At 68.1% G+C, this 1,946-nt stretch carries 3 protein-coding genes; 1 reads left to right on the forward strand and 2 read right to left on the reverse strand.

What is annotated here, in order from left to right; genetic code table 11:
* Positions 1 to 107: 107 nt before the first annotated feature.
* Positions 108 to 1,325 (reverse strand): MFS transporter, encoded by a 1,218-nt coding sequence (locus AU194_RS29700; RefSeq protein WP_231743630.1) that lies wholly within the window; start codon positions 1,323 to 1,325, stop codon positions 108 to 110.
* Between the two features lie 53 nt (positions 1,326 to 1,378).
* Between AU194_RS29700 and AU194_RS29705 the strand changes: the two genes are divergently transcribed.
* Complete coding sequence (locus AU194_RS29705) at positions 1,379 to 1,822, forward strand: helix-turn-helix domain-containing protein (protein WP_059092841.1); 444 nt, start codon at positions 1,379 to 1,381, stop codon at positions 1,820 to 1,822.
* A 13-nt stretch (positions 1,823 to 1,835) separates the two neighbouring features.
* On the opposite strand, the gene AU194_RS31570 is transcribed toward AU194_RS29705, so the two are convergent.
* Positions 1,836 to 1,946: integrase core domain-containing protein (locus AU194_RS31570; protein ID WP_157575942.1), on the reverse strand; the 111-nt coding region annotated here is incomplete at its 5' end.

Consider the following 1,946-nt stretch of genomic DNA (forward strand, 5'->3'; position numbering starts at 1 on the left):
CCGCATGTCCCCGATCTCGGGCAACGAACCATCGCACATACCAATGACTCTCCGGAACACCCCGACAAGAGCGCCGTTCCACCCACCGAAAACCCCACGCCTGTGGATCAATTCGCCGCTGGGGATAACTCCCTGGTGGATGCGGTCGAGTGCCGACTGAAAGTCCACACCAACAGCCCGCAGAGCGCGAAAGCAGCACCCAGGACGGCGGATCCGCTCCATCCGAAGATGGAGAACATCGCCGTGGTCGCAGTCGCGCCAAGGGCCGAGCCCAACGAGTAGAAGAGCATGTACCCGCCGACAGCACTACTCGTCCGACAGGGGAACGCGGTGGTCAGCTGCGCCTGATTGCTGACGTGCACCGCCTGGACCGCGAAGTCGAGAACGACGACACCGACCGCGACCAGCCAGAGTGACCAGGCGGCCTGGCCGAGCGCCAACCAGGACGCCACCAACAGCACGAGTGCACCACCGGTGACGAGATCCGTCCGTCCTGCGTCCGCCCATCGGCCGGCGCGCATCGCACCCAAGGCGCCCGCGAGCCCGGCGATTCCGAACAGGCCGATCTGCGCCGAGCTCAGCCCCCATGGCTCACCGGCGAGGGGGAGCGCCAGCCCACTCCACAGCGTGCCGAACGACGCGAACAGGAAGAACGCGATCAGCCCGCGTGAGACGAACAGCGGTTCCCGAAACAGGCGCCCGAGCGACACCAGCACCTCGCCATAGGACCGGCGCGAAATCCGGCGGTCGGCCGGCAGCCCCCGAAGCGCGACGACAGACAGGATGACCAACGACACCGCGAGCACTGCGTAGATGCTTCGCCATCCCCACAGCGCGGCGAGTCCGCCCGCCACCACGCGCGCACCGAGAATGCCGAGGATGACGCCGGACGTGACGGCGCCGAGGGTTCGCCCGCGATCCGCCGGAGCCGAGAGATCGGCGGCGAACGCGACCGTGGTCTGCACGACGACCGCGAAAAGCCCTGTGGCCGTGAGCCCGAGCAGCAGCACGCCGACACCCGGGGCGACCGCCGCGACCCCCATCCCCGCCGCCGCGAGCAGCAGGTGACCGACGACGAGCCTGCGCCGGTCGAGCATGTCGCCCAGCGGCACAAGCAGCGCCAGGCCGATCAGATATCCGACCTGCCCCGCCGCCACGATCCGCCCCAGCGCGGCCTCGGGCACCCCCAGGTCGTGCCCGAGCTGCGCGAGCATCGGCTGCGCGACATAGATCGTCGCAACGGCCACCGAGCAGACCGTCGCGAGCAGGACCTTCCGGCCGAACGTCAGACCCACCACATCCCCCAAATCGGTAGCAGAATGCAACTGATCGAACGGTACGGCAGAATGGTTTCAAACCGCAACTCATCGAGGGTGTGATGAAGCTCGACGACATGTCCTGGACCGACCCCGCCTGCCCGGTCGCGCGGACCCTCGACCTCGTCGGCGACCGGTGGAGCCTGCTGATCATTCGCGACGCGATGGACGGCGCGCGCTCGTTCACCGACTTCCAGCAGCGCACGGGCGTTGCGCGCAACATCCTCACCGACCGACTGCGCCGCCTGGTCGACCGCGGCGTCCTCGAACGCCGCACGGCCCAGTCAGGACGCCGGCAGGTCTACGCGCTCACCGAGGCCGGACGCGATCTCTTCACCGTCATCGTGGCGCTGCGGCAGTGGGGCGAGCGGCATGCGTTCGGCAGCCACGAAACGCATTCCGTCCTCGTCGACGCCACCAACACCCCACTCGCTCGCCTTCACCCCAAAGACTCCCGTGGTGCCGCCGCGAGTGTCGACACCACCACCGTCGTACACGCGGACTAGCTGTACCGGGCAGTCAGGTTGTTGACAGTCGGCTGATCGGGGGTTGGCCTCCGATGGCTGAGTGGCGGCGTTGATTGTTGTAGTGCTCAAGCCACGGGGCAAGCGCAGCGCAGCGGGCGTCGTT

It is taken from the genome of Mycobacterium sp. GA-2829, assembly GCF_001499965.1.
Taxonomy (GTDB): Bacteria; Actinomycetota; Actinomycetes; order Mycobacteriales; family Mycobacteriaceae; genus Mycobacterium.

Excerpts from the sequence above, each read along its gene's own strand:
- AU194_RS29705 (WP_059092841.1), top strand. The coding sequence starts at position 1,379 with ATGAAGCTCGACGACATGTCCTGGACCGACCCCGCCTGCCCGGTCGCG.